Origin of the sequence: Pseudoalteromonas sp. S4492 (assembly GCF_005886115.1) — a bacterium.
In the GTDB taxonomy this organism is placed as follows: Bacteria; Pseudomonadota; Gammaproteobacteria; order Enterobacterales; family Alteromonadaceae; genus Pseudoalteromonas; species Pseudoalteromonas gelatinilytica.
This window is the reverse complement of sequence record NZ_PNCP01000032.1, coordinates 1-24,918: the sequence shown is the minus strand read 5'-3', so window position 1 is coordinate 24,918 and position 24,918 is coordinate 1. Positions and strand designations below refer to the sequence as shown.

Annotated in this window: 24 protein-coding genes, 3 rRNA genes and 1 riboswitch; of the genes, 8 read left to right on the top strand and 19 right to left on the bottom strand. The window is 42.6% G+C overall.

What is annotated here, in order from left to right; translation table 11 throughout:
* Positions 1-2: 2 nt before the first annotated feature.
* Positions 3-341 (bottom strand): P-II family nitrogen regulator, encoded by a 339-nt coding sequence (locus tag CWC28_RS09495; protein ID WP_054554260.1) that lies wholly within the window; start codon positions 339-341, stop codon positions 3-5.
* A gap of 181 nt (positions 342-522) precedes the next feature.
* A complete protein-coding gene (locus CWC28_RS09490) occupies positions 523-1,752 on the bottom strand; it encodes a diguanylate cyclase (protein WP_063706258.1) in 1,230 nt (409 codons plus the stop codon).
* A gap of 244 nt (positions 1,753-1,996) precedes the next feature.
* Between CWC28_RS09490 and CWC28_RS09485 the strand changes: the two genes are divergently transcribed.
* From CWC28_RS09485 to CWC28_RS09460, 6 genes are all read left to right on the top strand, one after another.
* Complete coding sequence (locus CWC28_RS09485) at positions 1,997-3,514, top strand: S10 family peptidase (RefSeq protein ID WP_063706256.1); 1,518 nt, start codon at positions 1,997-1,999, stop codon at positions 3,512-3,514.
* A gap of 117 nt (positions 3,515-3,631) precedes the next feature.
* On the top strand, positions 3,632-4,198 hold the full coding sequence (locus tag CWC28_RS09480; protein WP_063706254.1) for a hypothetical protein: 567 nt from the start codon (positions 3,632-3,634) through the stop codon (positions 4,196-4,198).
* A gap of 13 nt (positions 4,199-4,211) precedes the next feature.
* Complete coding sequence (locus tag CWC28_RS09475) at positions 4,212-4,808, top strand: 5-formyltetrahydrofolate cyclo-ligase (protein WP_063706251.1); 597 nt, start codon at positions 4,212-4,214, stop codon at positions 4,806-4,808.
* 54 nt (positions 4,809-4,862) lie between these two features.
* A complete protein-coding gene (rpiA, locus tag CWC28_RS09470; RefSeq protein ID WP_063706249.1) occupies positions 4,863-5,516 on the top strand; it encodes a ribose-5-phosphate isomerase RpiA in 654 nt (217 codons plus the stop codon).
* Between the two features lie 14 nt (positions 5,517-5,530).
* The gene (serA, locus tag CWC28_RS09465; RefSeq protein ID WP_063706246.1) at positions 5,531-6,760 is read left to right on the top strand and encodes a phosphoglycerate dehydrogenase; all 1,230 of its coding nucleotides are present in this window, start codon (positions 5,531-5,533) and stop codon (positions 6,758-6,760) included.
* A 271-nt stretch (positions 6,761-7,031) separates the two neighbouring features.
* Complete coding sequence (locus CWC28_RS09460) at positions 7,032-7,535, top strand: hypothetical protein (protein WP_063706244.1); 504 nt, start codon at positions 7,032-7,034, stop codon at positions 7,533-7,535.
* Between the two features lie 228 nt (positions 7,536-7,763).
* On the opposite strand, the gene CWC28_RS09455 is transcribed toward CWC28_RS09460, so the two are convergent.
* From CWC28_RS09455 to yaaA, 3 genes are all read right to left on the bottom strand, one after another.
* On the bottom strand, positions 7,764-8,021 hold the full coding sequence (locus tag CWC28_RS09455) for a ribbon-helix-helix domain-containing protein (RefSeq protein ID WP_063706242.1): 258 nt from the start codon (positions 8,019-8,021) through the stop codon (positions 7,764-7,766).
* A 161-nt stretch (positions 8,022-8,182) separates the two neighbouring features.
* The gene (locus CWC28_RS09450; protein WP_063706240.1) at positions 8,183-9,118 is read right to left on the bottom strand and encodes a mechanosensitive ion channel family protein; all 936 of its coding nucleotides are present in this window, start codon (positions 9,116-9,118) and stop codon (positions 8,183-8,185) included.
* A gap of 118 nt (positions 9,119-9,236) precedes the next feature.
* A complete protein-coding gene (gene yaaA, locus CWC28_RS09445) occupies positions 9,237-10,016 on the bottom strand; it encodes a peroxide stress protein YaaA (protein WP_063706238.1) in 780 nt (259 codons plus the stop codon).
* Positions 10,017-10,237: 221 nt separating this feature from the next.
* On the opposite strand from yaaA, the gene tal reads away from it, so the two are divergent.
* Together tal and CWC28_RS09435 are read left to right on the top strand one after the other, a co-directional pair.
* Positions 10,238-11,188 (top strand): transaldolase, encoded by a 951-nt coding sequence (gene tal / locus CWC28_RS09440; RefSeq protein WP_105175318.1) that lies wholly within the window; start codon positions 10,238-10,240, stop codon positions 11,186-11,188.
* A gap of 187 nt (positions 11,189-11,375) precedes the next feature.
* Complete coding sequence (locus CWC28_RS09435) at positions 11,376-11,564, top strand: DUF3545 family protein (RefSeq protein ID WP_063706234.1); 189 nt, start codon at positions 11,376-11,378, stop codon at positions 11,562-11,564.
* A gap of 32 nt (positions 11,565-11,596) precedes the next feature.
* Here CWC28_RS09435 and ung read toward each other — a convergent pair whose 3' ends face one another.
* The 14 genes from ung to CWC28_RS09365 all read right to left on the bottom strand — a co-directional run bounded on the left by ung (position 11,597) and on the right by CWC28_RS09365 (position 24,706).
* Complete coding sequence (gene ung / locus CWC28_RS09430; RefSeq protein ID WP_063706231.1) at positions 11,597-12,271, bottom strand: uracil-DNA glycosylase; 675 nt, start codon at positions 12,269-12,271, stop codon at positions 11,597-11,599.
* The gene (locus CWC28_RS09425) at positions 12,268-13,125 is read right to left on the bottom strand and encodes a cobalamin-binding protein (protein ID WP_063706229.1); all 858 of its coding nucleotides are present in this window, start codon (positions 13,123-13,125) and stop codon (positions 12,268-12,270) included. The genes ung and CWC28_RS09425 overlap by 4 nt, the downstream gene beginning before the upstream one ends.
* A 1-nt stretch (position 13,126) precedes the next feature.
* Complete coding sequence (gene cobO, locus CWC28_RS09420) at positions 13,127-13,726, bottom strand: cob(I)yrinic acid a,c-diamide adenosyltransferase (protein ID WP_054562333.1); 600 nt, start codon at positions 13,724-13,726, stop codon at positions 13,127-13,129.
* A gap of 9 nt (positions 13,727-13,735) precedes the next feature.
* Positions 13,736-15,220, bottom strand: coding sequence for a cobyric acid synthase (locus CWC28_RS09415; RefSeq protein WP_063706227.1), 1,485 nt, complete (start codon positions 15,218-15,220; stop codon positions 13,736-13,738).
* Entirely contained in the window at positions 15,220-15,747 is a 528-nt protein-coding gene (cobU, locus tag CWC28_RS09410; RefSeq protein WP_063707175.1) for a bifunctional adenosylcobinamide kinase/adenosylcobinamide-phosphate guanylyltransferase, read from the bottom strand. Before cobU ends, CWC28_RS09415 begins: the two co-directional genes overlap by 1 nt.
* Entirely contained in the window at positions 15,744-16,598 is an 855-nt protein-coding gene (locus CWC28_RS09405) for an adenosylcobinamide-GDP ribazoletransferase (RefSeq protein ID WP_249324959.1), read from the bottom strand. The genes cobU and CWC28_RS09405 overlap by 4 nt, the downstream gene beginning before the upstream one ends.
* Positions 16,552-17,613, bottom strand: a complete 1,062-nt coding sequence (gene cobT, locus CWC28_RS09400) for a nicotinate-nucleotide--dimethylbenzimidazole phosphoribosyltransferase (RefSeq protein WP_138625060.1) — start codon at positions 17,611-17,613, stop codon at positions 16,552-16,554. Before cobT ends, CWC28_RS09405 begins: the two co-directional genes overlap by 47 nt.
* A gap of 3 nt (positions 17,614-17,616) precedes the next feature.
* Complete coding sequence (locus CWC28_RS09395; protein ID WP_063706221.1) at positions 17,617-18,606, bottom strand: FecCD family ABC transporter permease; 990 nt, start codon at positions 18,604-18,606, stop codon at positions 17,617-17,619.
* Positions 18,599-19,429, bottom strand: coding sequence for an ABC transporter ATP-binding protein (locus tag CWC28_RS09390; protein WP_063706219.1), 831 nt, complete (start codon positions 19,427-19,429; stop codon positions 18,599-18,601). The genes CWC28_RS09395 and CWC28_RS09390 overlap by 8 nt, the downstream gene beginning before the upstream one ends.
* Before the next feature lie 103 nt (positions 19,430-19,532).
* A riboswitch (cobalamin riboswitch) is annotated at positions 19,533-19,600 on the bottom strand.
* A 60-nt stretch (positions 19,601-19,660) separates the two neighbouring features.
* Positions 19,661-20,278, bottom strand: a complete 618-nt coding sequence (locus CWC28_RS09385; RefSeq protein WP_063706216.1) for a histidine phosphatase family protein — start codon at positions 20,276-20,278, stop codon at positions 19,661-19,663.
* 84 nt (positions 20,279-20,362) lie between these two features.
* Positions 20,363-20,791 (bottom strand): FKBP-type peptidyl-prolyl cis-trans isomerase, encoded by a 429-nt coding sequence (locus CWC28_RS09380; RefSeq protein ID WP_063706214.1) that lies wholly within the window; start codon positions 20,789-20,791, stop codon positions 20,363-20,365.
* Positions 20,792-21,409: 618 nt separating this feature from the next.
* Positions 21,410-21,524: ribosomal RNA gene (gene rrf / locus CWC28_RS09375) — 5S ribosomal RNA — on the bottom strand.
* Positions 21,525-21,582: 58 nt separating this feature from the next.
* Positions 21,583-21,697 (bottom strand): 5S ribosomal RNA (gene rrf, locus CWC28_RS09370).
* Between the two features lie 126 nt (positions 21,698-21,823).
* Positions 21,824-24,706: ribosomal RNA gene (locus tag CWC28_RS09365) — 23S ribosomal RNA — on the bottom strand.
* Positions 24,707-24,918: the final 212 nt, after the last annotated feature.

The following is a 24,918-nucleotide window of genomic DNA, read 5'->3' as shown; positions in this document are numbered from 1 at the left end:
CCTTAAATTGCTTCTTCATCAAGTTCGCCAGTACGGATACGAACGATTTGGTCTAGGTCGTAAACAAAAATTTTGCCGTCACCAATTTTGCCTGTTGAAGCAATTTTTGTGATGGTTTCAACAACGCGTTGACAATTTTCGCTACGAGTTGCAATTTCAAGTTTGATCTTTGGAATAAAATCGACTTGGTATTCAGCTCCACGATATAGCTCAGTATGACCACGTTGACGGCCAAAGCCTTTAACGTCGACAACTGTCATCCCCTCAATGCCTAAATCAGCCAATGCTTCACGTACATCATCAAGTTTGAATGGCTTTATTATTGCACTAATCATTTTCATAGTGGCCCCCTTCGGACGCTTATTGTTATCCTGTTGGCTTATACAATCCAACCTTTGTGCCACTATTTTTTATTATTTATTTTCAATAAGTTAAAAAACAAATTTGGTTTTTGCACAAAAAAAATGCACCCTAATGGTGCATTTTTTTAACAATTAACCAGCGCTGGTGCAATTAGCACAACTATAGCTTCACTAAGCAGTTCCGATCTTGCTGTTTAGCTTGGTATAGCGCCTTATCAGCAATGCGCATTGCGGCTGTAAGCGATACTTTTTGGAATTGGGTCATACCAATACTCATGGTTAATGAGTAAGGCTCACCATTAATTGAAAAGGCATGACTCGCTAACTGCTCTCTGAAGGTATTGAGCCTTGATTCGGCCTTAGCTAAATCCATATTATGCAGTACCACAGCAAATTCTTCGCCGCCAATTCTCGCTATGGTGAAGTCATCAAATTTAGTCTTTAAAAATGAAGACACTTGTTTTAGTGCCTGATCACCGGCTTCGTGACCAAACTGGTCGTTCACATTTTTAAAGAAGTCGATATCAAGCAAAGCCAGTACGTTTTCTTGCTCAACATTTTTAAGCAGTTTTTCAGCGTATTGATAAAAATAGCGACGATTATGCAAGCCTGTTAAATGGTCGCGGTATGCGCTTTCTTTTATATCTGCTATTAAAGCAAGCTGCTCCATGGTTTGCATAACGCGGCAATGAAACTCTTCATTCATAAACGGCTTAGTTAAAAAGTCGTTTGCGCCGTATTTAATAAAGCGCGCCGATAACCCATGCTTACCAGCACCTGATAAGCCGATAATTGCTAAGTCATCACGGCCGCGGAAATTACGTACCGCTTTAACTAGCTCAAAACCATCCATCGTTGGCATAGCATAGTCAGTAAGTAATAGCTTGATTTCAGGGTCATCTTTAAGTATTTGGAGTGCTTGCTCACCATCTTGGGCATCACGCACATCAAATAATTGCTTTTCGAGCATTTGCTTCATTAAAGTGCGGCTTAGTACTGAGTCATCCGCTACCAGCGCTTTGCTACCATCGTTTCTAAGTAATTGTGCAACAAGTTTTATCGCATAATGGTAGGAGTCGCGGTTATCTTTAACGACATAATCAACCACTCCCAGCTCTAACATTTGCTGGCGAATGTATTCATCAATCTTTGATGTCAGAACAACGGTCGGGATGTTTTTTGATAAGGTGTATTTAGCTACTTCGCCGTTCATCGCATCAGGTAGCGTTAAATCGACTAAAGCCAAGGTGTAATCGTGCTCTGATATTAAAGAGACGCCCTCTTTTAAAGACCACGCAAAGTCGACAGCCACATCTAAATAGTGAGCAGCGAGGTGACGTAACACTTGCTGTACTACTTTACTGTCTTCAACTACTAATACTCTTTGCATTGCAACTTCTCTTTCTTAAGCACGTGTACACAGATTATAAACACGCTAAATATACGTCATTTTTTAATCTAGCTAAATAATTAAGCAAAATATCTTTGCTAAAAAAATGCACTTTTTTGTAATCCGCTCAGCATTTTCGGCTATTTTTCTGTTTAACGGCTAATATTGGTCACTAGTCTCATTAGTTTGTCATCGAGTTGGCTTTACTTTTTAATAGCTGCAATTCGAATAATAAGGAATCAACATGAAACTAGTTAGTTTTATTGGCTTGTCAGTGACAGCACTAACTCTGACCTTCAGCACACCAAGCTTTGCTGATAATGAACGTCGCATCGACGTAGACAGTAAAGTGGTTACTGAGCACAAAGCCCGCATTAATGGTGAACGCTTTTCATACACCGCAACCACTGGCACTCAACCAGTATGGGACGAGCAAGGCAATGCTGTCGCAACACTGCAATATACTTATTATACTCGCGATAAAGTAGACGACAGAACAAAACGTCCTCTTGTATTCTCGTTCAACGGCGGCCCTGGCTCTGCCTCTGTGTGGATGCACCTTGCTTATACTGGACCACGTGTATTAAAAATTGATGACGAGGGCTACCCAGTTCAACCTTATGGTGTAAAAGATAACCCTTATTCAATTTTAGATGTGGCTGATATCGTTTATATCAACCCTGTTAATACTGGTTACTCGCGCGTTCTTGAAAACGAGAAGGGTGAACTACCAAGTAAATCCGACCAGCAAAAAATGTTCTTTGGTGTTAACGCAGACATCAAATACTTAGCAGAGTGGCTAAATACCTTTGTTTCGCGCAACGAGCGCTGGCGCTCACCTAAGTTCTTAATTGGTGAGAGCTATGGTACGACTCGTGTTTCGGGTCTTGCTCACGAATTACAAAACCGTCAGTGGATGTATATCAATGGCGTTATTTTAGTATCACCAACTGAAATTGGTATTAAACGTGAGGGCCCTGTAGAAGCTGCAAACCGCTTACCTTACTTTGCGGCAACGGCTTGGTACCACAAAGCACTTAGCGCAGACTTACAAGCAAAAGACTTAGACGAGTTACTTCCTGAAGTTGAACAATTCACAGTGAATAAGTTCTTACCAGCGATTGCTAAAGGTGGTTTCTTACCTGCAGATGAAAAACAAGCCATCATCAAGCAAGCAGCTAAATACGCGGGTTTATCTGAAAAGTTTGTTGAGCAAAACAACTTAGATATTCCAACAAACTTCTTCTGGAAAGAACTATTACGTGAGCGTGGTCAAACGGTTGGTCGTTTAGATTCTCGTTACCTAGGTATCGACAAACGTGATGCAGGTGAGTCTCCTGATTACTGGGCTGAGCTTACGTCATGGTTACACTCATTCACGCCTGCAATTAACTATTACCTTCGTGAAGAGCTTAATTACAAAACAGATATCAAATATAACCTGTTCGGAAATGTGCACCCTTGGGATCGCACAGGCAACAATACTGGTGAAAACTTACGTTTAGCGATGGCACAAAACCCATACTTAAACGTGATGATCCAGTCTGGTTACTACGACGGTGCAACAAACTACTTTGATGCTAAATACACAATGTGGCAGTTAGACCCAAGTGGCAAAATGAAAGACCGCTTAAGCTTTAAAGGCTATCGCAGTGGTCACATGATGTATTTACGTCATGCAGATCTTGAGTCATCAAACAATGACTTACGTGATTTTATCCTTAAATCACTCCCAGTCGAAGGCAAAGCTGCTAAATACTAACCAGCGTATTTGCAAACCAAAATAGAAAAAGCCCGTTTTATACGGGCTTTTGTTTTTCCGCTAATCTTTTTGGGTATATACTCAAGTCATTGATTTAAGGATTTGGATAATCAGCTAATGGCAGAAAAATTTCGTGTAATGTTTGCAGGGCTTGAGGCCGGTGTTGAGCAAGCACAAGCAACAGAGCAACTAGCCGCAAAACTAAAAACAACCACTGACAAAGTCGCTGCCCTGTTTGAGCATAAGCCATTATTTGCACCAAGCGAGCAAGACAAAGCATTAAAGCAAGCTAAGTTATTAGCCAGTGTAGGTATTAAAGCCAAGCTCCAACCAATTAATCAAGCAGCCACCAGCACGCAATCAACAGATGCGGCAGCACAAACCAAAGAGCGTGAAGAACGCATTTTTGATGCGCTTGATTACATCACCAGTAGCCTTATTCGCCTAGAAGAAAAGCTAGATGACTTAGAGCAACGTTTACCTGAACTTGAGAACAACAGCGTTGTTGATAGCGACGATAGCTGGCAAGAAGATGATCTACTGCTTGAAGAAGAATTAACAGAGCCCGTTAAAAAGCGTTCAAACACCCTACTCTATTCGCTTATTGCGATGGTCATTGTGCTATTGATCATTTTAGGTGTGGTGGAACTTTTTCCTGAACTTTTCTCCTTTTTAGAAAGTTAATACTAATATTGACATGAGCAACACACGAGCAGAAATTAGACAATCCATTCGAAAAAAGCGCAATTCACTGACTGTAGAACAACAAAAAAATGCAGCAATTGCGCTGAAAATGAATTTTACTCAACACTTAAAATCACTAAAAACCACCAAAAATGCCCACATAGGCATTTATTTTAGTAATGACGGAGAATTAGACACCTCATTGTTAATTAAAGAATTATGGATGCAAAAACAGCATTTATACTTACCTATAATTCACCCCTTCAATGGCACAACTTTATACTTTCAGAGGTATGAAGAAAATTCACCCATGACTGCAAATCGCTATGGTATCTTGGAGCCCAAGTTAAATTGCAGTCAAATATGTCCTTTAGACAAGCTTGATATTTTACTTATGCCGTTAGTGGCATTTGATGATCAAGGTAACCGTTTAGGAATGGGCGGTGGGTTTTATGACAAAACGTTGGCTCGGTATTACCTAGAGAATTGGCAAAAACCAATTTTGATTGGTCTTGCCCATCAATGTCAGCATGTGCCGGCATTGCCGATTGAATCATGGGATGTACCGTTAAAACACATTATAACCCCAGAGAAAATCTACCAATGGTAAGCAAACTGTTTGTATACTATAGGCCTTCTCTGACAGCTAACTGAGCACATAATTATGACGCAAGATGAATTAAAAAAAGCCGCTGCCTGGGCAGCTCTCGAGTTTGTAAACAAAAATACCATTGTTGGTGTAGGTACAGGCTCTACAGTAAATCATTTTATTGATGCACTGGGTACTGTAAAAGACACCATTATTGGTGCGGTTTCAAGCTCTGAAGCTTCGACAGAAAAGTTAAAAGCACTGGGTATTGAAGTGTTTGAGCTAAACGAAGTATCAAGTCTTGATGTGTATGTTGATGGCGCAGACGAAATCAACCCACACAATGAAATGATCAAAGGCGGTGGCGCTGCGCTAACTCGTGAAAAAATCGTTTCTGCAGTAGCAAAGCAATTTGTATGTATTGTTGATGAATCAAAAGAAGTTACAACATTAGGCGCATTTCCACTTCCTGTTGAAGTGATCCCAATGGCACGCAGCTATGTAGCGCGTGAACTTGTTAAACTTGGCGGTGACCCTGTTTACCGCGAAGGTGTTGTAACAGATAACGGTAACGTCATCTTAGACGTACATAATTTAGATATCAGCAATGCCAAAGAATTAGAGCTAACAATCAACCAGATTGTTGGTGTAGTAACAAACGGCTTATTTGCCCATCGCGGTGCAGATAAAGTCATTATCGGCACCAAAAATGGGCCGCAAATAAAGTAAATAGGAATGAGGATATGAGTAAGGTATCGTTAGCAAAAGACAAAATTAAAATTCTCTTGCTGGAAGGCGTGCACCAAAGTGCTGTAGAAACGCTTAAGCGTAATGGCTACAGCAATATTGATTACGTAAAAACATCCTTACCTGAAGACGAGCTAATTGAGCGCATTAAAGATGTGCACTTTGTAGGCCTTCGTTCTCGCACTCATATTAATGAAGCGGTATTAGAAGCAGCTGAAAAGCTAGTCGCAATCGGCTGCTTCTGTATCGGTACTAACCAAGTCGACCTGCAAGGTGCCCGTGAACGTGGTATTGCGGTATTTAACGCGCCATTCTCAAACACCCGCTCTGTTGCAGAATTAGTACTTGGTGAAATCTTATTACTGCTTCGTGGTATTCCAGAGCGTAATGCCCTAGCACACCGCGGTGGTTGGTTAAAATCAGCCAATGGTTCATTCGAAGCCCGTGGTAAAACACTCGGCATTATTGGTTACGGCCACATTGGTACACAGCTAGGTATCATGGCTGAAAATATCGGTATGAACGTAGAGTTTTACGATATTGAAGACAAGCTAACACTAGGTAATGCAACGCAAGTTCATAACCTAACTCAGTTATTACAACGTGCTGATGTTATTAGCTTACATGTTCCTGAAACGCCGCAAACGAAAAACCTAATCGGTATGGCTGAGCTTGAAGTAATGAAGCAAGGCGCTATTTTAATTAACGCATCTCGCGGTACCGTTGTTGATATCGATGCACTAGCTGAATCACTCCGTGAGAAAAAGCTGAGCGGCGCTGCAATTGACGTATTCCCTGTAGAGCCAAAATCTAATGATGAAGAGTTTGTTTCTCCTCTACGTGGTTTTGATAACGTGATTTTGACGCCACACATTGGTGGTTCAACTCAAGAAGCACAAGAAAATATCGGTATTGAAGTAGCGGGTAAACTTGCTAAGTACTCAGATAATGGTTCAACCATTACTGCGGTTAACTTCCCTGAAGTATCACTACCTGAGCTTGCAAACCGTAGCCGTTTATTACACGTACACCACAACCGCCCGGGTATCCTAACGCAAATTAACCAAGCGTTTGCACAGCACGGTATCAACATCGCAGCTCAATACTTACAAACTGACGAAGCAATTGGTTACGTAGTTATTGATGTCGATACAGATCACTCAGAAGTGGCACTTAAAGAACTAAGTGCTGTTGAAGGTACAATTAGAGCCCGTATCCTTCACTAATAATTCGCATATCGAATAGATAAAAAAGCGCAAACAGTTAAACTGGTTGCGCTTTTTTTGTAGGACAAAACTTTAACAAAGCTGTAAGCCTCAAGCTGTCAGCGATAAGCCGATTTGAGCATACCTGTTTTTAGGGTGCAATACTTTATTATAGGCGTGAAATTTATTTCGCGTTAAGATTAGTTGAGTAAAAAATATTTTATTGACGGAACAACCTCTCCTTTTTATACAGCTATTTGGGAGGCTTTTTAATTCGAGTAAAGGAATTAGTATGAAAAAATTATTTTTAATTACTGTCAGCATAATTACTTCTCTTGTGGGTTGTAAATCAACTAGTACAGAAACCTATGTTGATCCAATGACAGGAAAAAGTCATAAAGAAGTTTACTGGCAAATTTATGATAGCAATGCCCGCTTTGAGGGAGATTCTACATTTACCCCCGCATACAGGTTTACAAGAGCAGTAATTGAAGATGATGGAACTGTTAAGCTCTGGGTACAATGGGAAGGGATTGAAAATTTAGATGGCTTTGAAATAAAACTGGATGGTAATAGATTCTACGGAAAACCAAGCGGGGTAACTAACTGGAACGGTAATACTTCTACACGTATGTTTATAATGCCTTGTAATGCTTTTAATATGACTGATAACGTTATCACTAGATTAACTACAATGAATGGGTATGTAGATAGTATCTATAACATTGAAAATCAAAGAGATGATATACCCACAAAACGTGAGATCTTACAAAGAGTTTATAAGGAATGTAAATAGCTACAACATGAAAGTTGTAATAGATAATTTTTCAGTGTTCCAGACGTGAAAGCATGGAATGCAAAGAGGATATTATCGGCAGAGGCGTTGGGCAAAACTGTGCAACATCCAAAATATTGAGAGCGCTCACTTATTCATTCTGCCTAGAAAGCTATCGTTGTTATTGCTTAAAAATTAGGTATTGCAGCAATAATCACTGAGTAAGAAGCTTCGGCTTGAATATTAAGTTTATAACTTCCCATCCTTACTCGCTTCTTCCTTGAAACTAGCTAACATTTGACTTGGTGATTTATCTGAAAGTCCACTTTTCTCTGCTTCAATCAATTTCATACGAATAGCTTCAATTTCAGAAGCTCGCATTTGCTCTTTTCTAATCAAATCTCTAAGTAACTCACTGTCACTCGCATAATTACCTGAAGCGAGCTGTGCTTGCATCCATTTTTCTTGTTGGGCAGTCACAGTGATACTTTTTTTTACCATCGCCATAATTTACTCATCTTAAACAGATCAAATCCAGATATAATCCTACTTAGTACTACTACAATCAAGCTTAGCTTATTGGTGCTAGTAATCAACTATACCTTTTACTTGGCTTCCCCCCCCTCAAACACTTCCCTGTGTAAATCACGCCGATGAGTCAGTAAATTTTACTCACCAGTCGCTTGTGCTTCTACGTCTTTATCTTGGTGTTTTTCGCTTATCATGGCATTTAATTTCTCGCCGCCTTTGATACCAAAATCTAATGTGCGGATTGGGAATGGGATGGTCATGTCAGCTTCGCTTAGCGCGTTTCTTACTGCCACAACAGCCTTGTGACGAACGGTCATGAAATCCGCTTCGCCGGGATATTTAATCCAAAACCAAACCAATAAGTTGACACTGCTATCACCAAAGCTTTCGGCGTATACGGCGGTTTCTTCTTGTTTAATAACAAAATCAAACTCATTGATTTTTTTAACAATCACCTCAGCGGCTTGCTCGGGGTCGTCGGCATACGAAATACCCACAGGCACCTCGATACGACGCACACCTAAGGTGCTGTAGTTGCTGAGTATATTTCTAAATAGAATCTTGTTAGGCACTAAGATGAGTTGTCCATAAAAATTCTCAATGAGGGTATTTCGAAGGTTAATCGCCTTAACGGTACCAAACACGCTCTCGGTGCGGATTACATCTCCTGTTTTGAATGGTTTGCGAATCCCCATAGCAATACCCGCTATAAGATTCTCTGTCATATCCTGAAAGGCAAAACCAATAGCGAGGCCTACGATACCCGCACCGGCTAGTAATGAGGTGACCGTGCCTCTGAGGCCCAAGAAATCAAGGGCTACAAATAAACCTACGCATAACACGATAACCTTCACTATCGATGACATTAAGTCGGCGATTTGTGAAGACTCTAATGAACGTCGTAATAGTTTTCTGAGCATTGAACCGACAAGACGCGCCAGCAATGAAAATACAATGGTGATGATCACTGCGACAATGAAATTTGGAATATGGCTTATGATGATATCAACCCAGCCACCGAGCTTTTCTTCTATAAGTTTTTCGGCCTCACCGACGGTTGGTATTTTTAACATGCGACTACCTGATACATTAAGAAACATAACAAGTGTTTTGCAAAATAAGCGCCAGTTTCATACAAGCACAAAAAAGCCGTGCTTAGCACGGCTTTAACAAATTCTTTTAAACTCAGAATTAGTTTTGTTCTTCTCGTAAGAAAACAGGCTCTAATTCTTTTACTGTTGCATCGCTGCTAAAATAATAACCCGCAACGGTGAAATCTTTTAAATCACTTAATTGGGTAATTTTATTTTCAATGATGTAACGCGCCATCATGCCGCGAGCTTTTTTAGCATAAAAGCTGATCACTTTATATTGGCCGTTTTTACAGTCTTTAAAATGTGGGGTGATGATTTGTGCGTTTAATGCTTTTTTATCAACCGCTTTAAAATATTCGTTCGAAGCAAGGTTTACTAAATACTTGCTATCTTGCTCAGCAAGCACTGTATTAAGCTTTTCGGCGATGACACTGCCCCAAAACTGATATAAGTTTTTACCGCGTGGGTTTTCTAATTTAGTGCCCATCTCAAGGCGATAAGCTTGCATTAAATCTAATGGCTTAAGCACACCATAAAGGCCAGACAAAATACGTAAGTTTGACTGTGCGTAATCAAGGTCAGCATCGCTAAGAGTTTGCGCTTCTAAACCACCGTATACGTCACCATTAAATGCTAGCACCGCTTGTTTTGCATTATCTTGCGTAAATGGCTGTGACCACTCAGCGAATCGTGCTGCATTTAAACCAGCTAGTTTATCGCTGATTTTCATTAGGCTACCAATTTGAGCTGGTGTTAAATCACGGCAAACTGACATTAACTCTTCGCTGTGCTCGAGTAATTCAGGTTGAGTGAATTTATCGGTCGTGGCTGGTGTTTCGTAATCTAAATTTTTTGCTGGTGAAATAACAGTGATCATACTTAGCTATTGACTTGTAATTTGTTTGATGTCAATTTCAACATTAATTGAATCAAAATGCACGTTTTGTTTCGTCCTGCCTTAATCCGCTGCACTTTCATACATAATGCCTTAGTTTTCCAAATTGAGGACATTTGACCTATTAAACACTGTCATAGTGTTGCAGCATTAAGGCCGCTATAATGGATTTTCTATTAACTTGCTTGGAATGAGGAAAGCAAATGACTTCAGCACTACAAAGGCTTAAACAACATTCATCTATTGTTGCAGATACAGGTGATATCGAAGCTATCAAAAAGCACCAACCAGAAGATGCAACAACAAACCCATCTCTACTTTTAAAAGCCAGTGAAATTGAAGCGTATAAGCCTTATTTAGATAAAGCGTGGCAATATGCCAAAGAAACCGAGCAAGATGCAGCTAAACAACTTGAATTAGCATGTGATTACTTTGCTGTATTAATTGGTAAAGAAATTAGCGAAATCGTTCCGGGTTATATCTCAACAGAAGTTGACGCACGTTTATCATTTGATACCCAAGCGACTATCGACAAAGCACATACGTTACTGAGCCTTTACGAAAAAGAAGGCGTTAGCAAAGATAAAATCCTAATCAAAGTTGCATCAACTTGGGAAGGCATCAAAGCTGCAGAACAGCTTGAAAAAGAAGGCACTAAGTGTAACTTAACGCTGTTATTCTCTGAAGCACAAGCTCGCGCATGTGCCGATGCGAATGTATTTTTAATTTCACCTTTTGTTGGCCGTATCCTAGACTGGCACGTTGCTAACGGCATGGAAAAACCAACAGATCCGCTAAACGATCCTGGTGTGCAGTCAGTACGTAGCATTTACGAATTCTACAAACGCCATGATTACAAAACGGTTGTTATGGGTGCAAGCTTCCGTAACACAGGCGAAATCATCGCGCTTACAGGTTGTGATAAGCTAACGATTAGCCCAGCACTTTTAGAAGAGCTTGGCCAATTAACAGATGCACAAGAATACCTACTAGAGAGCGACTTTACTGTTGAAGAAAAACCAGCACCATTAACTGAAAGCCAGTTCCGTTGGTTACACAACCAAGATGCTATGGCAACAGAGAAATTAGCTGAAGGTATCCGCTCTTTTGCTGAAGCTCAAATTGAATTAGAAGCTCGCTTCAAAGCGATGTAATTCACACGACATCATTTTTTAAAACGCCACCGCTAGGTGGCGTTTTTGTTTCTAAAAAATCTCCGCTCATTGATCTATTCATCTATCAATCACAGTTCTGTAACAGTATTGTCACTTTTTTATTCTATTTTTGAGCAGCCTGTGGTATAGGTATTTCCGAGGTTAAAAAAATCAATAGGAGAAGTTCATGGATAGCCTAGACGATATTTTAGAAATATTAGAAGGTCCTAGTACAACAAGAAAGACCTCTCAAAAAAACAAAAAAAGAAAATGGCGCGAAATCGAAGCTTTGAAAGATAAGCACAGACTTCGCAAAGAACTACAGGAGTTAGACTATTTCACTGAAAGCATTGAGCTTGATGAATTAGATTTTTAATTAAAGGCCCGTAAGGGCCTTTTGCATTTTTTCTATAGAATTTGTGGCAATGACCAATTGATTGGTGCTTTATTTTGATCAGTAAGTAGCTGGTTTGTCTTTGAAAAATGCTGACAACCAAAAAAGCCACGATGTGCAGAAAGCGGTGATGGATGCGGACCTTGGATCACATGATGACGCGAGGTATCAATGCGCTTACCCTTTTTCTGAGCATGTGCGCCCCAGAGCACAAACACCACACCGTCGCAGTGCTGATTGATAAGCGCAATCACTGCATCGGTAAATTGCTCCCAACCAAGGTGTTTATGAGAATTAGCCTGACCTTGCTCAACCGTTAGTACAGTGTTGAGTAAAAACACGCCTTGCTCAGCCCAACTTTGCAAATAGCCATGATGAGGTATCTCAAAACCTTCGATATCTGTTGCCAGTTCTTTGTACATGTTTTTCAAAGACGGCGGCAGCTTTTTAACTTCAGGCAATACCGAAAAACACAAGCCATGGGCTTGGCCTTCTCCGTGATAAGGATCTTGCCCTAAAATAACCACTTTGACTTCACTCAGAGGGGTGGCATCAAAAGCAGAGAATACCTGTTCATCTTTGGGATAAACGCTAACGCCTGCTGCGCGTCTATCGGCCACATATTGTAAGGTTTCTTGCATGTAGGGTTTAGCAAGCTCGGTATCTAGAAATGTTTGCCAATCGATCATTTTGAAGCCTGTATTTGCTGACGAGAAACGTCTATTTTACCACACATGTCGGTCAAACCATCAAGCATACGGGTTGTAAAACGGTGCAATAAGTCTGCGTTTACACTAATAAACTGGTTATGCTGCACCGCAGGTAGTTCAGGCCATTGTCGCCAATCAATTTTTGGCTGAGGCTTTTTCGATTTTTCATCTGGAATAATCACTACCTCTGGATTGGCAACCAATACATTTTCAATACTAATGCGCGGGTAGTCGGTATCGCTATTAGCAAACACATTATCCGCATGACAAATAGTTAATAGCTGATTGATCCAAGTGTTTCCGCCAACTGTCATCATTGGCTCAGGCCATAATTGATAAAACACCGAGACTTTCGGTTTGCCTTCTTGCGCTCTGCGAATAGCATTGAGTTTAGTTTCAAACTCTTTAGCTACTTTATTTGCCTTGGTTTGCAAATGCGTAAGCGTGCCTAGTTTACGTAGTTCATCAGCCACATTATCAACCTGATTTGGATTGCTATACGCTACCGGAATACCTAATTTTTCAATGTAAGCGAGATCTTCGGCTTTGTTACCCGTTTTCCAAGCCAGAACTAAGTCTGGTTTTAACGACAACAGCTTTTCCATGTTAATTCCGTAATAGCCGCCTACTCGTTCGATATCATTCGCTTGCTGAGGAAAGTCTGCATAGTCAACGGTACCGACAATGCGCTCTCCTGCTCCAATCGCAAATAGGTTTTCAACAATGTGCGGTGCTAAGGCTACGATACGCTGCGGCTCTTTAATTTCATGAGCCTGAGCCAATGCAGGCAAATAAAATAAAACACCTAAGAGTGCAAACTTGATGGTTCTCATGTTAAAAATCGAACCCTTTTTGCGCTTTTATTCCTGCATCAAAAGCGTGTTTTACGTTTCTGACTTCACTGACTGTATCAGCTAAGTCGGTTAGTTTACGGTGCGCACCACGACCTGTAATAATCACCGATTGCATAGCAGGACGAGAGCTAACGGCTTCTAGCACTTCGTCTAAATCAATATAGCCGTAGGTGATCATATAGGTTATTTCATCTAGCATAACGAGGTTAATTGACTCATCCTTCAGCATTCTTTTTGCTTCTTGCCATGTCACTTGCGCAGCAGCGGTATCTGACTCTTTGTTTTGTGTTTCCCAAGTAAAACCGGTGTTCATAATAACAAATTCAACCCCCGCTTTTTCGAGTAGGTTGCGTTCACCACACTCCCATGTGCCTTTAATAAACTGACATACAGCTGCTTTCATTCCGTGACCTACCGCACGTGCAACAGTACCAAACCCAGAAGTCGATTTCCCTTTACCGTTGCCAGTTATAACCTGAAAAATACCCTGCTCTTTTTGTGCAGCAGCAATCCGTTCGTCGACTTTTTCTTTTACTTTTTGCTGGCGTTGTTGGTGCTTATCTTGATTCTGTTCGCTCATTGTTGTTCCTTATGTCTCTAAACTGAAGTTCTCATAAATATTGATGATTTGTTCAATATCGAGATTCTCTGCTACTACACTAGCTAAACGGTTTAACTGCTGTTCACGGTTTAAGTTAATATCAATCGGCTTAATTTGGCTATTTGGTGCAAGCCAAGTTATTAGCTCAGATACGCCTTCAGGGGTATCGAACAAGCCATGTAAGTAAGTACCTGCTACTTGGTTATCATCACTAATAAAACCATCTACTTTGAATCCACTTGGGTGTTCATTAAAACTCAAAAATGGCTTATCAAGTGCCGGCCCTTGACTAATCCCGGCGTGAATTTCATAACCTGAAATTGCTTTATCGCGATTGTTTAAATGAAGAATGCCAGAGACTTGGCTTAGTACTTTTTGTTGCCCTAATTGCGTTTCAAAGTCAGCAAGTCCGAGTCCTTCAGCACTGCCTAAATTAGACTCCACAGCATATGGATCTGCAAGGTAGTTGCCTAACATCTGCAGCCCACCACATACTCCTAGCACTTTACCGCCATAGCGTAAATGACGTGTTATTTGTTTATGCCAACCTTCATTTTTTAAAAACGCTAAATCGCTCAGTACATTTTTACTGCCCGGAATAATAATCAGATCAACACTTGGAATAGCCTGGGTATGACGTACATACTGTAAATCGATTTCGGGTTGTAATCGCAGTGCATCAAAGTCTGTGTGATTACTAATATGAGGAAGTAGCAGCACTGCTATGCGTAATTGTGGTTTATCGATCTGATTAGTTATAGCAACGGCATCTTCAGCATCGAGTGCTAAGTCATGTAAATAAGGTAGCACCCCAAGCACTGGTTTATTGGTGTATTGCTCTAACCAATCAAGGCCACCTTGCAATAACGCAATATCCCCCCGAAAACGATTAATTACAAAGCCTTTAACGCGAGCCTGCTCTGACTCAGACAACAAGGCTAATGTTCCGACTAAATGGGCAAAAACGCCGCCTTTATCGATATCGGCAATGATGATCACTGGGCAATCAACCGCCTCAGCGTAACCCATATTAGCAATGTCGTTTTCTCGCAGGTTAATTTCTGCGGGGCTCCCAGCACCTTCCACAACCAGTAATTCAAAACGCTCACTTAAGCGCTGCTGCGAAGTAAGAACTGCATCCATCGCCACTTTTTTGTAGTCGTGATAACTGCCCGCTTCCATATTCGACAGCGCTTTACCATGAACGATTACCTGCGCCCCAGTATCACTGTTAGGTTTTAATAAGATAGGGTTAAAATCGACTTCTGCGGGGACTTTTGCGGCCACAGCTTGCAAAGCTTGTGCGCGACCTATCTCGCCACCATCTGCGGTTACGGCGCTATTTAGCGCCATATTTTGTGGCTTAAAGGGCGCAACCTTTATGCCTCGCTCTGCAAAGATCCGGCAAAGTGCTGCTACAAGGGTACTTTTACCTGCATCTGAGGTCGTGCCTTGCACCATTAATGTTTTCATCATTGTTCTCTTTTTAAAGTTTGTGCAAGACCTGCAATTACAAACTCAACACGTGCAACTTGCTGTGCTAAGGCTTGATGCAACCAACCTGAATGATCAACAAACTGACGGCTTAATTCACCGAGCGGCACAATGCCATGACCGACTTCATTGCTGACAAAAATCACCTCACCCGGCAATAGCGATAGCACATCGAGTAAGGCCGCTTTTTGCTCAAGCCAAAATGCTTCACCATGCTGGCATAAGCAATTACTCAACCATAAGGTTAAACAGTCCACTAGAATACAGTTTTCAGCTCGGCTATGTTGTTGTAGTGCTTTAGCCAAATACAAAGGCTCTTCGACAAGTTGCCAATGCTTAGCGCGCTCTGCTTGATGCCTGTTAATTCGGGCTGTCATTTCTTCATCACCCGCATTTGCTGTGGCAATGTAGATAAGCGGCTTGTTTGAATCTGTTGCCAGCTGCTCAGCAAAACGGCTTTTACCGCTGCGAGCACCGCCTAAAATTAAAGTATGTTGTTGGCTCATAATAAACTCACCAAGCAAAGGTAAGTAACAAGCTCAGATACTTGCTGGGCTGCTCCTAAGCAATCGCCGGTGTAGCCTGATAGCTGTTTTTCAAACCAGCGCTTCAATAGTAAGCGAGTAACACAAAGCACACTGATGAGTATTAATAATTGCCCTAAAGTGAAGCCAAAAAACAACCATGCAATTGCTAACACCGCACCGCCTGTTGCTAACAGTATTTGATAACTTTGCGTGCTTAAATGCATCGCAATTGGTTTTACTTTAGATGTGGCGTCCTGACTTACATAGTCCATGTCTGCAATTAAACTTGTTGCGACAACCCGACTTAAGCTTTGCCCTAAAACAAGTGCAATAATCACAGTACTGGTTACTTCACTAAGTGCTACAAGTGTTTGGTACTTAATTAATAAGGCCATCACAAGCGCTGCAGCACCATAGGTACCTAAGCGACTGTCTTTCATAATGCTCAGCTTATCTGCAACGTGCCAACCACCACCAAAGCCATCCCAGACATCAGCAAGGCCATCTTCATGAAATGCCCCTGTGATTATCAAGCTAAACGCCATAACTAACGCGACTGCAATGGCAGCAGGGAATAACCAACTTAACAGTAAAAAACTCAACGCTAAAAGTGCACCTAATATCACACCGACCAATGCAAAATAGCGGCTGGCCTGATTGAGTGCCTGACTCGATACTGCAAAGTTTAATTTAACGGGGATACGCGTTAAAAAACTAAGCGCTAGCAAAAATAGCTGAAGCTGACTTGGGATAGAATCAGAAGTGTGTTGTTCAGCGCTCATATCAGACAACTTGCTCAACATTGGCATCGGCAAAACTTGCCATGTCATTATAAAACGCCAAAGATGCTTGCAGTAAAGGTAAAGCAAGCGCAGCCCCGGTGCCCTCTCCTAAACGTAAATCAAGCTGCAATAATGGTGCTGCATGCAAGGCATTGAGCATTGCTTTATGCCCTTGTTCATCAGAGGCATGAGCAAATATCATGTAATCGCGAGCGTTTGCATTAATGTGAGTTGCAACAAGTGCCGCTGCAGTACAAATAAAGCCATCCACGATCACGGCCATGCCAAGCTCCGCAGCAGCTAAAATAGCACCGGTGATCTGAACAATTTCAAAACCACCTAATGCCGCAAGCGTCATTAATGGGTCGTCAAAATGAGCTTGATGCAATTGGAGGGCTTGCTCGACAACCTTGATTTTTTTAGCGATAACCTCGTCGCTCACACCTGTGCCTTTACCAACACATTGGCTGACTGGTAACGACAACAAGGCAGCCATTAATGCCGCAGCACTTGTGGTATTGCCAATGCCCATCTCACCAAAGGCGATGGTATTACAGCCTTGCTCATAGAGTGAATGAACTCGCTGCTTGGCTAATGCAAACCCTTTTTCAACCTGGCTAAGTGACATGGCCATTTCTGTATTCAGTGGTGCAGTGATGTCACCTAAACGCTGGTTATGCACACTTTTATCGTGTGAAGTACTGAGTGTTCCTGCATCAACAACTTCCAGCTGCCAGCCCAGCTGACGGCAAAACACGTTGATCGCAGCGCCTCCTGCTGCAAAGTTTGCCACCATTTGTGATGTAACGCTGCTAGGAGCAATTGACACACCTTGGCTTGCCACACCATGATCGCCCGCAAATACAATTAGAGAAGGGTTTGAAATAACCGGTTTAAAGGCAACTAGCGCCTGCTCACTATCAAGCTGCTTTGAAAAAATAAGCGTTAATTGTTTGGCACAACTTTCAAGCTGACCTAAAGCGCCTAGCGGCTTTGTTTTAAGGTCTAATTTTTGTTGAATTAAAGCTGAAAATTGCTGATTAAGAGGCATGATATTAAACATTAGCTACCTGCTCTGTTTACGAAAATAAAGTAAGAATAAAAAGAACACACTACCGATAGCGGCTGTGATCACACCAACAGGTAGTTCTTGGTTATTCAATAGGGTTCGGCATAACACATCGACCCACACCATAAAAATGCCACCTACCAAGGATGTCATAACTAAGTTATGGCTGCTGCCTTGCGGCGAAAAGTAGCGCACAATATGTGGGATCATCAGGCCGACAAAACCAACACCCCCACACATAGCAACAAGCACCGCTGTTATTAATGAACTTAGCAGCAGCATCATGATCCGAAAGCGTTGCACATGAATACCCAAAGTCGCTGCACTTTCATCACCGAGCAGCATTGCATTTAGCTGACGACGAAATGCAATCATCAGCGTCATACAGGCAATAATAACGGCAAATGGCAGCCAAAGAGTGTCCCACTGGGCACGAGAAAAACTGCCCATCGTCCAAAACAAAATGGCGGTGATGGCTTGCGGATCGCTAAAATAAAGCAGCAGACTAGTCAGAGCACTAAATAAAAAAGATAAAGCAACACCAGCGAGTAACATGGCTTCAACTTGGCCAACATGACGACGCCCTGCTATAGCAATAAGCAACAGCATAGAAAGTAAGCTTCCGGCAAATGCAGCAACTGACATACTAAAGCCAAAACTCACACCGGTTAGGGCTATAAAACACACCACACCAAATGAAGCCCCAGAAGAAATACCAAACAAGTAAGGGTCAGCAAGCGGGTTTCGGGTTACAGTCTGTAAAATTAGTCCTGCCAGAGCCAGCCCAGATCCCGCTAAAAATGCCAGCACCGTTCTTGGCATACGCAATTGCCAAATAATACGCTGTACAAATTCATCGCTACCTTGACTAAACAAGCCATTAAAAACATCACTCAGTGGCGTATTTGCAGCACCAAAGCTCAGTGCTAAAAAACAACTAATAAGCCCTACGACAACACATATACTTAAACGCATTGCATCAGTCATTTTGATGCTCCTGTGTCTGATAGCCATAAAAATAAGTGATGTGCGGAATAAACTTATCAGTACTTGATTGCGGGTGAGCAGATACCGCTGCGCAGACACCAAATACATCACTCAACAGCTGCTCAGTAAGAACCGCTTTTGGTTGCCCCTGACAAACCAAACACCCCTCATCAATCACGATGAGTTCATCACATAAACTCGCGGCAAGATTTAAGTCATGAAACGAGGCAAGCACAGTCACATCAAGGGACTTTGCTAATTCCATTATTTGAATTTGGTATTTAACATCAAGGTGACTGGTAGGCTCATCCATGATGAGCAACTTAGGTTGTTGTACGATAGAGCGTGCAATAAGCGCTCTTTGCTTTTCGCCACCTGAGAGCGAATCAAATGCTTGCTCACTATGATGAGACAAACCAACCTGCTCTATAGCTTGATATATTCGCTGCTTATCATTGGCAGAAGTGCCGCTGAAAAGTCGCTTATGAGGTGTTAAGCCTAAACTCACTACATCGAACAAAGACAAATTAAACTGCGATGGAGACTCTTGTAAAACCACAGCAACCTGCTTTGCATATTCATCAGCACTGATTTGCCAAATATCTTGACCGCTAAGCAGCACAACCCCTTGCTGAGGTTTCAAGTAACGATAAAGGCAACGCAGCAAGCTTGATTTACCCGCCCCATTAGGGCCGAGTAGACCGATAAATTGCCCTGCTTTTAACTCAAGGTTAATTGATTTAAGTATCGTTTTATTCGCAGTACCCCAACTTAAATCAGACACTGATATTAATGGCGCAGCGCTAAGGCTATTTTGTTGCAAGCTTATTCTCTCTTGGCGAGTAATCGCAACGCACAAGAAAGCACTGGTAAGTACCAGAAAATGACGTGAGTTGACCCGCTCGATGATTAATTGTTAGTGCTAAGTATCTGGCTGACCATTATTTAGATGGATTACAGTTGCGGGAACAGCTGGAGAATTTCACCCCATTCCATAGCATATGAGTATTATGGCGGGCTAAGTAAATAATTCAATGAATATCGCTCTAGATGGCTAAAAAACAATTTTAGGCCAAGCTTGTCCTTGTTCATCTATATATACATCAACTGTAATTAGCCCTGCATAAGGAATATGGAAAACATTTAAATGTGTGGCTGATTGTTTTGGCATCTGACAAACAATAGCGAGAATTTGTTTAATCACCCCAGCATGGCTAATTACCAATGACTGTTCATGCTTAGATTCACACAATGATTGCAAAAACGTGTGCCACCATGCCTCTACCCGAGCGTAAAAGTCTGCCATAGATTCACCATTAGGTACGTTTACTTGCCAAGGGTGCTGCCAAAAATCACCGATATGAGGTTTACTCGTTTGCTGCCAAAGCTGTTGGTAATCTTGGCCATCCCAATCACCAAAATTAAACTCTTTCAGGGCATTATTATACTGTACATGCCATAAGTGTTGTTTTGCTAAATAATCAGCGTGGACTGAGCAACGCTTTAGCGGAGAGCTATATATGGCATTTAAATTTATGAGCTCAGCAGAAGCTTGGCGCATTTGTTTAAGACCAAGCTCTGATAAATCGACATCGATTTGCCCAGAAAGAATTCCAGGCGTAGCGATTTCGCCATGGCGAAGAAAGTAAACTCGTGAAGTAAATGCGTCCATAATGTTCCTCAGTATACCAATAGTGAACGTTAACGCGTTTTATATACTCTGTCGACTTATGCTAAGGCTGTTATGCTCAGAGAGTTAAGCTAAACGCATTAAACGAACATCAAAATGCAGCACTGCATTTGCGCCAATCTTGCCACCGTTACCTTTTTTACCCCAAGCAAGCTCTGGGGGGATCACAAATTCATAACGAGAGCCGATATTCATTAATAGCAACCCTTCTCTTAACCCTTCTATAGCTTCGGATAATGCGAAAACCTCAGGCATACCCGCTTTATAACTGTCGGCAATGACACTGCCATCTGCAAGCATAATACGTTGATTAATAACCACTGTATCGAACTCTGATACGCTCTCTCCTGCAACATCATCAATCACTTTATACATTAAACCCGACGGGCATAGATGCGTATCTGGATGCGATGAGAACTTAGCAATAAATGCTTCACTATTTTTACGATTTAAACCTGAAGAGCCTTTTGACTTGGTCGTTTTCTTACGAGACACAGCAAACCTTAATTGTATTACAAATATAAAACGCTTTATCGCATAACAAGGTAAGTGAAGCAAGTTTGTGAGAGTAAAGTTGCAAGTTAGAGAGGGGAAAGATACGAGTTAGAAAGAGTAAAGTTTGAGGATCTGGCGTAGGTTGGGTAGAGCGCAGCGAAACCCAACACAGAGCTATCAGCTTTCAGCCGTCAGCGTTCAGCCGCACGGTGGGGTTGTTTGGTGCTGCGTCTCCCTCTGCCGGAGGCTTTAGGCTTTAGGCTTTAGGTAAAGTGTGCTTGTAGGATTGGCTTTAGCCATGAATATGTTTGTTCTGGTCTGAATTCGACTGAAGTGCCTCCTACGGGGTTTTGTTGCTGAGGGTGACTCAGTTACATAACAACCCGGTAGATCAACTAACATCTATTATCTGACGTCTGATGTCTCCTGTCTATTCGGCACTGAAGTGCCTCCTACGGGGATGTTGCTGAGGGAGTCTCGGTACTAAACAACCACACAGTTCAACTGACATCTAACCTCTGATATCTCTGTATTTCAGCTGACGTCTGACGGCTGAAAGCTGATAGCTCAAACGCAAAAAAGCCCGACTCTTTCGAATCGGGCTTTCTCTAATTTGGAGCCTGGCGATGTCCTACTTTCACATGGCAAATGCCACACTATCATCGGCGCTGTTTCGTTTCACTACTGAGTTCGGCATGGGGTCAGGTGGGTCCAAAACGCTATTGTCACCAAGAAAATTCTTTTCAATTTTCTTATTATTTTTAATTTAAAGTCTTGCGACTGAATTTGGAGCCTGGCGATGTCCTACTTTCACATGGCAAATGCCACACTATCATCGGCGCTGTTTCGTTTCACTACTGAGTTCGGCATGGGGTCAGGTGGGTCCAAAACGCTATTGTCACCAAGCAAATTTGGTTTTAATTCGCTCATCTGAGCAAATTAATAAATTTGGAATTCTGATATCAAGTAAATGTCTACTTTAGTTTCTTAACTTCTGTCTGTTACGCTGTCATAAAACGCGTTTGGCGTTGTATGGTTAAGCCTCACGGGTAATTAGTACAGGTTAGCTTAATGGCTCACACCACTTCCACATCCTGCCTATCAACGTTGTAGTCTTCAACGGCCCTTCAGAGACTTTAAAAGTCTAGTGAGAACTCATCTCGAGGCCTGCTTCGCGCTTAGATGCTTTCAGCGCTTATCAGTTCCGAACGTAGCTACCGGGCAATGCCATTGGCATGACAACCCGAACACCAGCGGTTCGTTCACTCCGGTCCTCTCGTACTAGGAGCAACCCCTCTCAATTCTCAAACGCCCACGGCAGATAGGGACCGAACTGTCTCACGACGTTCTAAACCCAGCTCGCGTACCACTTTAAATGGCGAACAGCCATACCCTTGGGACCGACTTCAGCCCCAGGATGTGATGAGCCGACATCGAGGTGCCAAACACCGCCGTCGATATGAACTCTTGGGCGGTATCAGCCTGTTATCCCCGGAGTACCTTTTATCCGTTGAGCGATGGCCCTTCCATTCAGAACCACCGGATCACTATGACCTACTTTCGTACCTGCTCGACGTGTCTGTCTCGCAGTTAAGCTGGCTTCTACCATTACACTAACCGTACGATGTCCGACCGTACTTAGCCAACCTTCGTGCTCCTCCGTTACTCTTTGGGAGGAGACCGCCCCAGTCAAACTACCCACCAGGCACTGTCCGTAACCCCGATTAGGGGCCAACGTTAGAACATCAACACTACAAGGGTGGTATTTCAAGGACGGCTCCACAAAAACTAGCGTTTCTGCTTCAAAGCCTCCCACCTATCCTACACATGTAGGGTCAATGTTCAGTGCCAAGCTGTAGTAAAGGTTCACGGGGTCTTTCCGTCTAGCCGCGGGTACACAGCATCTTCACTGCGATTTCAATTTCACTGAGTCTCGGGTGGAGACAGCGTGGCCATGGTTACACCATTCGTGCAGGTCGGAACTTACCCGACAAGGAATTTCGCTACCTTAGGACCGTTATAGTTACGGCCGCCGTTTACCGGGGCTTCGATCAAGAGCTTCGTCCGAAAACTAACCCCATCAATTAACCTTCCGGCACCGGGCAGGTGTCACACCGTATACGTCATCTTGCGATTTTGCACAGTGCTGTGTTTTTAATAAACAGTCCCAGCCACCTGGTCACTGCGGCTCCCGTCCGCTTAGAGAGTAAATCTCATCACAGATAGGAGCGTACCTTCTCCCGAAGTTACGGTACAATTTTGCCTAGTTCCTTCACCCGAGTTCTCTCAAGCGCCTTAGTATTCTCTACCTGACCACCTGTGTCGGTTTGGGGTACGATTCGGTATAATCTGAAGCTTAGAGGCTTTTCCTGGAAGTATGGCATCAACAACTTCACCACCTTAGTGGCTCGTCTCGTATCTCAGTCTTAGCAACCCGGATTTTCCTAAGTCACCAACCTACATACTTTCACATGGACAACCAACGCCATGCTTGTTTAGCCTGCTCCGTCCCCCCATCGCAATTATACCAAGTACGGGAATATTAACCCGTTTCCCATCGACTACGCCTTTCGGCCTCGCCTTAGGGGTCGACTTACCCTACCCTGATTAACATGGGATAGGAACCCTTGGTCTTCCGGCGTGCGGGTTTTTCACCCGCATTATCGTTACTCATGTCAGCATTCGCACTTCTGATACCTCCAGCATACCTCCCGGTACACCTTCAACGGCTTACAGAACGCTCCCCTACCACTCAAACATAGTTTGAATCCGCAGCTTCGGTGCATAGTTTAGCCCCGTTACATCTTCCGCGCAGACCGACTCGACCAGTGAGCTATTACGCTTTCTTTAAAGGATGGCTGCTTCTAAGCCAACCTCCTGGCTGTCTGGGCCTTTCCACATCGTTTCCCACTTAACTATGACTTTGGGACCTTAGCTGGCGGTCTGGGTTGTTTCCCTCTTCACGACGGACGTTAGCACCCGCCGTGTGTCTCCCGGATAGTACTTTACGGTATTCGGAGTTTGCAAAGGGTTGGTAAGTCGGGATGACCCCCTAGCCTTAACAGTGCTCTACCCCCGTAAGTATTCGTCCGAGGCTCTACCTAAATAGATTTCGGGGAGAACCAGCTATCTCCCGGTTTGATTAGCCTTTCACTCCTAGCCACAGGTCATCCCCTAACTTTTCAACGTTAGTGGGTTCGGTCCTCCAGTTGATGTTACTCAACCTTCAACCTGCCCATGGCTAGATCACCGGGTTTCGGGTCTATACCTTGCAACTCAACGCCCAGTTAAGACTCGGTTTCCCTACGGCTACCCTATTCGGTTAACCTCGCTACAAAATATAAGTCGCTGACCCATTATACAAAAGGTACGCAGTCACCCTCGAAGGGCTCCTACTGCTTGTACGTACACGGTTTCAGGTTCTATTTCACTCCCCTCACAGGGGTTCTTTTCGCCTTTCCCTCACGGTACTGGTTCACTATCGGTCAGTTGGGAGTATTTAGCCTTAGATGATGGTCCACCTATATTCAGTCAAAGTTTCACGTGCTCCGACCTACTCGATTTCACTTAAGATGCATTTTCGTGTACGGGACTATCACCCTGTATCGTCAAACTTTCCAGAATGTTCCACTAACACATAATAAGCTTAAGGGCTGGTCCGGTTTCGCTCGCCGCTACTTCCGGAATCTCGGTTGATTTCTGTTCCTACGGGTACTTAGATGTTTCAGTTCTCCGCGTTCGCCTCTTACACCTATGTATTCAGTGTAAGATACCTGCAAGCAGGTGGGTTTCCCCATTCGGAAATCCTAGTCTCAAGCGCTTTTTACTAGCTTGACTAGGCTTATCGCAAGTTAATACGTCCTTCATCGCCTCCAACTGCCAAGGCATCCACCGTGTACGCTTAGTCACTTAACCATACAACCCAAACGGGTCTTTGTTAGTGACAGCTGTTAACTTCGCCAGAAGTTAATTCATCAAATAATGATGAGAATACTAAAGTAGATACCGATTAATCATTGCTGATTAACTGGCATATTTTTACTTTTGAAAACTCTTTATAGATACAAGTATCTATAAGAATTTTAATATCAGCTTTCCAAATTTTTAAAGAGCATATTAATTAGTTA

What these genes read in the sequence shown, in the direction of transcription:
- cobT (WP_138625060.1), bottom strand. Translation starts at nt 17,613, where the DNA reads ATGTTTAATATCATGCCTCTTAATCAGCAATTTTCAGCTTTAATTCAA.
- CWC28_RS09485 (WP_063706256.1), top strand. Translation starts at nt 1,997, where the DNA reads ATGAAACTAGTTAGTTTTATTGGCTTGTCAGTGACAGCACTAACTCTG.
- rpiA (WP_063706249.1), top strand. Translation starts at nt 4,863, where the DNA reads ATGACGCAAGATGAATTAAAAAAAGCCGCTGCCTGGGCAGCTCTCGAG.
- CWC28_RS09405 (WP_249324959.1), bottom strand. Translation starts at nt 16,598, where the DNA reads ATGACATGGCAAGTTTTGCCGATGCCAATGTTGAGCAAGTTGTCTGAT.
- CWC28_RS09435 (WP_063706234.1), top strand. Translation starts at nt 11,376, where the DNA reads ATGGATAGCCTAGACGATATTTTAGAAATATTAGAAGGTCCTAGTACA.
- CWC28_RS09490 (WP_063706258.1), bottom strand. Translation starts at nt 1,752, where the DNA reads ATGCAAAGAGTATTAGTAGTTGAAGACAGTAAAGTAGTACAGCAAGTG.
- CWC28_RS09455 (WP_063706242.1), bottom strand. Translation starts at nt 8,021, where the DNA reads ATGGCGATGGTAAAAAAAAGTATCACTGTGACTGCCCAACAAGAAAAA.
- CWC28_RS09425 (WP_063706229.1), bottom strand. Translation starts at nt 13,125, where the DNA reads ATGAGAACCATCAAGTTTGCACTCTTAGGTGTTTTATTTTATTTGCCT.
- CWC28_RS09415 (WP_063706227.1), bottom strand. Translation starts at nt 15,220, where the DNA reads ATGAAAACATTAATGGTGCAAGGCACGACCTCAGATGCAGGTAAAAGT.
- CWC28_RS09395 (WP_063706221.1), bottom strand. Translation starts at nt 18,606, where the DNA reads ATGACTGATGCAATGCGTTTAAGTATATGTGTTGTCGTAGGGCTTATT.
- tal (WP_105175318.1), top strand. Translation starts at nt 10,238, where the DNA reads ATGACTTCAGCACTACAAAGGCTTAAACAACATTCATCTATTGTTGCA.
- CWC28_RS09450 (WP_063706240.1), bottom strand. Translation starts at nt 9,118, where the DNA reads ATGTTAAAAATACCAACCGTCGGTGAGGCCGAAAAACTTATAGAAGAA.
- ung (WP_063706231.1), bottom strand. Translation starts at nt 12,271, where the DNA reads ATGATCGATTGGCAAACATTTCTAGATACCGAGCTTGCTAAACCCTAC.
- CWC28_RS09475 (WP_063706251.1), top strand. Translation starts at nt 4,212, where the DNA reads ATGAGCAACACACGAGCAGAAATTAGACAATCCATTCGAAAAAAGCGC.
- CWC28_RS09480 (WP_063706254.1), top strand. Translation starts at nt 3,632, where the DNA reads ATGGCAGAAAAATTTCGTGTAATGTTTGCAGGGCTTGAGGCCGGTGTT.
- CWC28_RS09495 (WP_054554260.1), bottom strand. Translation starts at nt 341, where the DNA reads ATGAAAATGATTAGTGCAATAATAAAGCCATTCAAACTTGATGATGTA.
- CWC28_RS09460 (WP_063706244.1), top strand. Translation starts at nt 7,032, where the DNA reads ATGAAAAAATTATTTTTAATTACTGTCAGCATAATTACTTCTCTTGTG.
- cobO (WP_054562333.1), bottom strand. Translation starts at nt 13,726, where the DNA reads ATGAGCGAACAGAATCAAGATAAGCACCAACAACGCCAGCAAAAAGTA.
- CWC28_RS09385 (WP_063706216.1), bottom strand. Translation starts at nt 20,278, where the DNA reads ATGGACGCATTTACTTCACGAGTTTACTTTCTTCGCCATGGCGAAATC.
- yaaA (WP_063706238.1), bottom strand. Translation starts at nt 10,016, where the DNA reads ATGATCACTGTTATTTCACCAGCAAAAAATTTAGATTACGAAACACCA.
- serA (WP_063706246.1), top strand. Translation starts at nt 5,531, where the DNA reads ATGAGTAAGGTATCGTTAGCAAAAGACAAAATTAAAATTCTCTTGCTG.
- cobU (WP_063707175.1), bottom strand. Translation starts at nt 15,747, where the DNA reads ATGAGCCAACAACATACTTTAATTTTAGGCGGTGCTCGCAGCGGTAAA.